Source organism: Micromonospora parastrephiae (genome assembly GCF_016802865.1).
Lineage (GTDB): Bacteria > Actinomycetota > Actinomycetes > Mycobacteriales > Micromonosporaceae > Micromonospora > Micromonospora parastrephiae.
The window spans coordinates 48,122-55,236 of record NZ_JAEVHM010000019.1; the positions used below are offsets into that span (position 1 = coordinate 48,122).

Below are 7,115 nucleotides of genomic sequence, written 5' to 3' on the forward strand. Positions count from 1 at the left end.
GTGGACGGCACGCCGGCGACCGTCCTGGTGGTCGATGACAGTCGCACCAAGCGTTACCTGCTGGTCAGTTGGCTGACCCGGGCCGGGTTCACCGTGCTGGAGGCCGAGAACGGCGCCGAGGCGCTGGCCCGGGTCGAGGTGGACCGGATCGACCTGGTGGTGCTCGACGTCCGGCTGCCCGACCTCAGCGGGTACGAGGTCTGCGAACGAATCAAGGAGCGGCATCAGGCGATGCCGGTGATCCACGTGTCGGCGCACGCCGTCGACGTGGCCGACCGCGCCCAGGGCCTCACCCGGGGTGCGGACGCCTACCTCACCGAGCCCATCGAGCCGGAGGAGCTGATCGCCACCACCCGGGCGGTCCTGCGCTACTACCAGGCCCGGAAGCGCGCCGAACTGCTCGCCGAGCGGCTGCTCGTACTGGCCGACACGACGGTGGCGGTGCACGCCGCCCCGACCTTCGTCCGGCTGCTGGAGACCGCCGCCGAGGGTGCCGCGCGGATTTTCAAGAGCCCGGCGGCGGTGATCGCGGAGACGTTCGACGGTGACTGTCTCGCCGGGATCTGCGCCGGTCCCGGCGCGGTGGCCGCCGTGGTGCCGTGGGTCGTCGACGACACGGGAGTGCCGACCGGCGCGACCGTGCGGGTCCAGGAGCCGGCGCAGTGGGGGCTGGTCGACTGGCCGGCGGGCGACTCGGTGACGGTGGCCGCCGCCCGGCTCCGCGAGGACCGGGCCCCGCTGTACGTGGCGGTGCCCACCGCCACCCAGACCGCCCGTACCCCGGTGCTGGTCCAGCTCGCCCAGGCGGTGGCGGCGGCGGTGGAGGCGCAGCGCTCGTTCGACGAGGAACACCGGATCGCCGTCACCCTCCAGCGCAGCCTCCTCCCACGCGGGCTGCCCGATGTCGCCGGACTGGACCTCGCGGTGCGCTACGAGCCGGCCAGCGCGCAGACCGAGGTGGGTGGCGACTTCTACGAGCTGGTGATGCTCGACGGGCACCTGCTGCTGGCGATCGGCGACGTGGCCGGCCACTCCCTGCACGCGGCGACCGTGATGGCCGAGCTGCGACACGCGGTGCGGGCGTACGCGGTCGAGGGACACCAGCCCGGCGAGATCCTGCACCGGGTCAACGAGCTGATGCGGACCCTCCTGCCGAACGAGCTGGCCACGCTCTGCGTGCTGCTGCTGCACCCGCCGACCGGGCGGGTCCGGCTGGCCAGCGCCGGCCACCTTCCACCGGTGCTGAGCATGGACGGCAAGGTCGAGTTCGTGCAGCATTCGGCGCCGCTGCTCGGCGTCCGCGCGCCCCGCCCGGCCGACCTGGAGTTCGTGCTGCCGGCCGGGGCGACGCTGGTGTTCTACACCGACGGGCTGATCGAGCGGCGGGACGCCACCATCGACGAGGGGCTGGCCGCGCTCGCCGCGCTGACCGGCACCGTCGACGAGGATTTGGACCGGTTCTGCGAGCGGCTGCTGGTGGAGCTGGCCCCACCGGAGATCCAGGACGACGTGGCCGTGGTCGTGCTGCGACGTCGCTGAGCCGACGGTGCTGGTGTCAGTGCACCGAGCGGGCGTACGCGGCGGGTGACACGCCGGCGACGGCGGTGAGGTCGCGGACCAGATGGGCCTGGTCGCTGTAGCCGAGGTCGGCGGCGAGATCCGCCCAGTTCAGTGGGGCGCCAGCGGCCACCCTCTCGCCGCGGTGATCAAGAGGATTGCGTCAGATTCCGATGCTTCGGTGACGCGAACCCTTTGATCAACAGGGGTGGGCGGGGTGGTGGGTCGTTGACTTGGGTATTCGCTTGGTGAATAGTGGGCGGTGTGTCCACGCCGCACGTACTGCTCGGGTTGCTCGCCGGTGGGAGCCGGCACGGGTATGACCTGAAGCGTGCGCATGACGAGCGGCTGCCCCGGGCCCGGCCGCTGGCCTTCGGGCAGGTCTACGCCACCCTCGGCCGCCTGCAACGCGACGGTCTGGTGACCGCCGCCGGTCAGGACCGGGCGGCCGGACCGGACCGCACGGCGTACGCGCTGACCGGCCAGGGTCGGGCCACGCTGGACGAGTGGTTGTCCACCGTGGAGCCACCCATGCCGTACGTGGCCAGCACCCTCTTCACCAAGGTCGTGGTGGCGCTGCTGGTCGCCGACGTCGACCGGGCCCGGTCCTACCTGACCGCCCAGCGCGCCGCGCACAGCGCACGGCTGCGCGAGTTGACCAGGGTCAAGGCCGATCCGGCCGCCACCCTCAGCGATGTGGTCGCGGCCGACTTCGCGATCGCCCACCTCGACGCCGACCTGCGGTGGCTGCGCGCCACCCTGGACCGGGTCGCCGACTGGCACCGGGAGGTGCACCCGTGACGCAACTCCAGGCTCGCGGCGTGGTTCGGGCGTACGGCCCGACGCCCGCCCTGCGTGGCGTGACGCTCGACGTGGCCGAGGGTGAGATCGTCGCCGTCACCGGTCCGAGTGGCTGCGGCAAGTCGACCCTGCTGCACTGCCTGGCCGGGATCCTCCGCCCGGACGTCGGTGAGGTCACCTGGCGCGGCCACCGGATCGACACCTGGTCGGAGGCGGCCCGGTCCCGGTTGCGGCGCACCGAATTCGGGGTGCTGTTCCAGTTCGGCCAGTTGGTCGCCGAGCTGACCGCGGCGGAGAACGTCTCCCTGCCCCTGCTTCTCGCCGGCACGGGGCGGCGAGAGGCACGGACGGCGGCGCTCACCTGGCTGGAGCGGTTCGGGGTGGCCGACCTGGCCGACGTTCGGCCGGGTGAGATGTCCGGCGGTCAGCAGCAGCGCTGCGCCACGGCGCGGGCGTTGGTCACCGAGCCCCGGGTGCTCTTCGCCGACGAGCCCACCGGTGCGCTGGACACGCTCACCGGGGAGCAGGTTCTCACCCAACTGGTCCGGCTCGCCCGTGAGCAGCACACCTCCGTCGTGCTGGTCACTCACGAGCCGCGGATTGCCGCGTACGCCGATCGGGAGATCGTGCTGCGCGACGGCCTGGTGGATCACACCGGCCTGGGGCTCGACGTGCCGCTGGCCGGCGGTGCCCGGTGAGAGCGGGGACGCTGGTCCGCCTCGCCCTCGCCGGCACCCGCACCGACACGGCTCGGGTGGTGCTCACGGCGCTCAGCGCCCTGCTGGCGACCCTGGCCGGGCTGGCGGCGCTCACCGTGCTGGCCATCGAGAAGCCGCCCGGCGACGCCTGGGCGGAGTCGGAGCAGTACCGCAATGCGCTGCTGCGCGAGCCCGGGCTTCGCGGCGGGACGGCGTTCGCGTTGCTGATGCTGACCATCCCGGTGCTGGCGTTGGCCGGTCAGTGCGCCCGGCTCGGCGCGCCGGCCCGGGACCGCCGGCTGGCGGCGCTCCGGCTGGCCGGCGCCACCCCTGGTCAGGTCACCCGGCTGGCGGTGCTGGAGACCGGCGTGGCCGCCCTGCTCGGCACGCTCGCCGGGCTGGGCGTCTACCTGGGCGGCCGCGAGTTGCTGCACCGGCCGGACGCGCAGGGTCAGCTCGCGCTGCCCACCGACGTGTTGCCGTCGACCGGTGCGGTGGCCGCGGTGGTGCTGGGCCTGCCGGTGGTCGCGGCGCTGGCCACCGGCGTCCTGCTGCGCACGGTGACCACCAGCCCGCTCGGGGTCAGCCGCAGGGCAGGCCGGGAGCGGGGGCCGCGTCCATGGGCCGGGGTGCTGATCGCGGGGGGCCTGCTCACCGTTGCGGCGATCAGGCCCGTGCTGAGCCGCCTGAACGACGACAACGACGTGCTGCTCCGGCTGGTGCCGCTGCTGCTGCTGGTGGGCGGCCTCACCGCGATGATCGGGGTGGTGATCGGCACCGGCTGGATCTCGTACACCTGTGGCCGGTTGATGCGTCGGTACGCCCGCCGTCCGCCGGCCCTGCTCGCGGCGGGACGGCTCATGGCGGACCCCTGGGCCGGCAGCCGCACGTTCGCCGCGCTGCTGGCGGCGGTGATCTTCGGTGCCGGCGCGGCTGTCCTGCGGGCCTACTTCGCCGCTCAGGACGCGCTCGACCGGGAGCAGAACCAGCTCGCCGGGGCAGCCGGGGGTTCCGACCCGTTCTACCTGTCGACCATGGATCTGGTGGACGTCGCCGTGGCGGTGGCCGTACTGATCGCCTCGGGCGGGCTGATCGTCGCGGTCGTCGAGGGGATCGTCGCCCGCCGACGCGCGTACGCCGCGTTGGTCGCCACGGGGGTGCCGCGAGCCACGCTGAGCCGGTCCGTGGCCTGGCAGGCGCTGACCCCGGCGGTACCGGCGATCCTGCTCGCGCTCACCGTGGGGACGCTGCTCGGCAGGGGACTGTTCGGGCGGGTGGCGTCGAGCGGGTCCTCGGTCGGGGTCTGCGAGGCCTCCGCAGCGCTGTGCGACGACCCGGCAACCAGCGCGCAGTACACGCGGGTCGTGGAGACGCCGCCGGTCGAGCGCGTTCCGGACGTACCGCTGGAGCACCTGGCCTGGCTCGGCGCCGGCGCGACGGCCGCCGTGCTGGTGACGGTCGGCGTCGGTCTGCTCTTCCTCCACTCCAGCACCGCCCTGGACGAGCTGCGCGCGGCCTGAGTCAGGTCGGGGTGTGAAAGAGGCCGGCGGACCAGGAGATCAGCAGTCCGACGGCGGCGGAACAGCAGCAGACGAGCAGGGCGGCGGCGACCACCGCGAGGATCATCCACGCGGAGGCACGCCGGGGAGCTTCCCCGGGTGCCGGCCCGCGCTCGTCCTCGTCGGTCATCGCCGCCGCCCCGTCACCGTCAGGCGCGGCCCAGGCGATCCAGGATCCAGGCGTTGATGAACGCCTCCTCGCGCCACGCGTCGTAGCGGCCGCTCGGCCCGCCGTGCCCGGCGCCCATCTCCGTCTTGAGCAGGTAGTCGCCCTGCGGCGCGGTCGCCCGCAGCCGCGCGATCCACTTCGCCGGATCCGAGTAGAGCACCCGCGTGTCGTTGAGGCTGGTCACCGCGAGGATCGCCGGGTAGTCCACCGGCGCCACGTTCTCGTACGGCGTGTACGACTTCATGTACGCGTACACCTCGGGGTCGTCCAGCGGGTTGCCCCACTCCTCCCACTCGGTGACGGTCAGCGGCAGTGACGGGTCGAGGATCGAGGTGAGCGCGTCCACGAACGGCACCTGCGCGACGATCCCGGCGAACGCGTCCGGCGCGAGGTTGGCCACCGCGCCCATCAGCAGACCGCCGGCCGAGGCACCCCGGGCGACCAGCCGGTCGCTGGCCGTCCAGCCGGCCTTGACCAGGTGCCGGGCGCAGGCGACGAAGTCGGTGAAGGTGTTCTTCTTGGCCAGCATCTTGCCCTGGTCGTACCAGCGCCGGCCCAGCTCACCGCCGCCCCGGGTGTGCGCCACCGCGAAGACCACGCCCCGGTCCAGCAGGGACAGCCGGGGCACCGAGAACCACGGGTCCATGCTGGCCTCGTAGGAGCCGTAGCCGTACAGCTCGCACGGCGCCGAGCCGTCCCGGGGAGTGCCGACCCGGCAGACCAGCGAGATCGGCACCCGGGTGCCGTCGTCGGCGAGCGCCCAGTCGCGGTGCTGCTCGTACTCGGCCGGGTCGTACGGCCGTCCGTCCGGCCCGGGCAGCACCGGCTTCTGCTTGCGCAGCACCATCTGCCGGGTGACCAGGTCGTAGTCGTACACCGAGTCGGGGGTGACCAGCGACGAGTAGCGCAGGCGGATCTGCCCGGTGCGGTACTCCGGGTTGGCGTCCAGCCCGACGCTGTACAGCGGCTCGGGGAAGTCGATGTCGTACGCGTCGTCGCTGCCGATCGGCAGCACCCGCAGGCCGGTGAGCCCGTCGGTGCGCAGTGACACCACCAGGTGGTTCGCGAACGCGTCCACCGCCTCCAGCCGGGTGCCGGGGGTGTGCTCGATCAGCGGCACCCAGTCGCCCGGGGCGTCCGCCGAGGTGAACGCCAACGCGAAGTCCTCGGCGTCGTCGTTGTGCAGGATGAGGAAGCGGTGGCCGTGGTGCTCCACGGTGTACTCGATGCCCTGCCGGCGCGGCGCGATCACGGCTGGCGCGCCGGCCGGGTTGCCGGCCGGGATCACCAGCACCTCGCTGGTGATCTTGCTGTGGATGTCGATGAGGATGAACTTCTCGGAGCGGGCCAGCTCCACGCCGACCCAGAACCGCTCGTCGTCCTCCTGGTGGACCACCACGTCGTCGGCGGCGGCCGAGCCGACGGTGTGCCGCCAGACCCGGTTGGGGCGCCAGGCGTCGTCGACCGTCACGTAGAACAGCACCGACGCGTCCGCCGACCAGGCGGTGCCGTAGAAGGTGTCCGGCACCTCGTCCGGCAGCAGCTCGCCGGTGGTCAGGTTCTTCACGCGCAGGGTGAACCGCTCGTCGCCGGAGAAGTCGGTGGAGTAGGCCAGCCAGCGGCCGTCGGGGCTGACGTCGAAGGCGCCCAGGGAGAAGAAGTCGTGCCCCTCGGCCAGCAGGTTGCCGTCGAGCAGCACCTCCTCGTCGTCGAGCGGGGCGCCATCCGCGCTGACCGGCGGGTCGGTCTCGCCGGCACGGACCGCGCGGCGGCAGTGCACGCCGTACTGCTGACCCTCGATGGTCCGGGTGTAGTACCAGTGCCCGCCCTTGCGGGTCGGCAGGGACAGGTCGGTCTCCCGGGTGCGCCGGCGGGTCTCCTCGAACAGGTCGGCGCGCAGCTCGGCCAGGTGCGCCGTGCGCGCCTCGGTGTACGCGTTCTCGGCGGTCAGGTAGGCGATCGTCTCCGGGTCGTCCTTGGCGGCGAGCCAGGCGTACTCGTCGACGACGGTGTCGCCGTGGTGGGTGCGCTCGGTGGGCACCCGCTTCGCCGCGGGCGGGCAGTCTCGGTGGTCACGGCGGCCACGTTACCGGCCGGCCCGCTCCGCGCGCCGGACCAGCGGCATCCCGATATCCACCACCACGTCTTTAGAACACATGTACGATGGCCGGCATGGCGGCAGCAGCGAGTTCCCTCGGCCGGTCCGGAGCCCTTGAGATCACCCGGCGGTTGGCGGCGATCTGCGGTCCGCCGTTCTCCCGGCTCGGCGGGCCGGCCGACGAGGTGGCGGGGCGTCCGGCGCGCTGGGTGGCCGTGCCCGGCGGCCCGCAC

6 protein-coding genes and 1 pseudogene are annotated in these 7,115 nt (G+C 73.2%); 4 read left to right on the forward strand and 3 right to left on the reverse strand.

All coding sequences use genetic code 11. The features are described from left to right. Positions 1-1,539: a SpoIIE family protein phosphatase gene (locus JNW91_RS06895; RefSeq protein WP_203174072.1), complete on the forward strand. Its 1,539-nt coding sequence runs from the start codon at positions 1-3 to the stop codon at positions 1,537-1,539. Positions 1,540-1,555: 16 nt separating this feature from the next. On the opposite strand, the gene JNW91_RS06900 is transcribed toward JNW91_RS06895, so the two are convergent. Beyond that, entirely contained in the window at positions 1,556-1,690 is a 135-nt protein-coding gene (locus JNW91_RS06900; RefSeq protein WP_407664270.1) for a hypothetical protein, read from the reverse strand. A 131-nt stretch (positions 1,691-1,821) separates the two neighbouring features. Here JNW91_RS06900 and JNW91_RS06905 point away from each other — a divergent pair, with 131 nt between their 5' ends. From JNW91_RS06905 to JNW91_RS06915, 3 genes are read left to right on the forward strand one after another with little or no spacing between them, the layout of a single operon-like run. After that, positions 1,822-2,358 (forward strand): PadR family transcriptional regulator, encoded by a 537-nt coding sequence (locus tag JNW91_RS06905; protein WP_203174073.1) that lies wholly within the window; start codon positions 1,822-1,824, stop codon positions 2,356-2,358. After that, complete coding sequence (locus JNW91_RS06910; protein WP_203174074.1) at positions 2,355-3,056, forward strand: ABC transporter ATP-binding protein; 702 nt, start codon at positions 2,355-2,357, stop codon at positions 3,054-3,056. Before JNW91_RS06905 ends, JNW91_RS06910 begins: the two co-directional genes overlap by 4 nt. After that, positions 3,053-4,576, forward strand: coding sequence for an FtsX-like permease family protein (locus JNW91_RS06915; RefSeq protein WP_203174075.1), 1,524 nt, complete (start codon positions 3,053-3,055; stop codon positions 4,574-4,576). The genes JNW91_RS06910 and JNW91_RS06915 overlap by 4 nt, the downstream gene beginning before the upstream one ends. Position 4,577: 1 nt before the next feature. Here the strand turns inward: JNW91_RS06915 and JNW91_RS06920 are convergent, their stop codons facing one another. Both JNW91_RS06920 and JNW91_RS06925 read right to left on the reverse strand, forming a co-directional pair. Continuing rightward, positions 4,578-4,745, reverse strand: a complete 168-nt coding sequence (locus JNW91_RS06920) for a hypothetical protein (protein WP_203174076.1) — start codon at positions 4,743-4,745, stop codon at positions 4,578-4,580. A 19-nt stretch (positions 4,746-4,764) separates the two neighbouring features. Continuing rightward, a pseudogene (locus JNW91_RS06925) lies at positions 4,765-6,860 on the reverse strand (S9 family peptidase). Between the last annotated feature and the right edge of the window lie 255 nt (positions 6,861-7,115).

What these genes read in the sequence shown, in the direction of transcription:
- JNW91_RS06920 (WP_203174076.1), bottom strand. Translation starts at nt 4,745, where the DNA reads ATGACCGACGAGGACGAGCGCGGGCCGGCACCCGGGGAAGCTCCCCGG.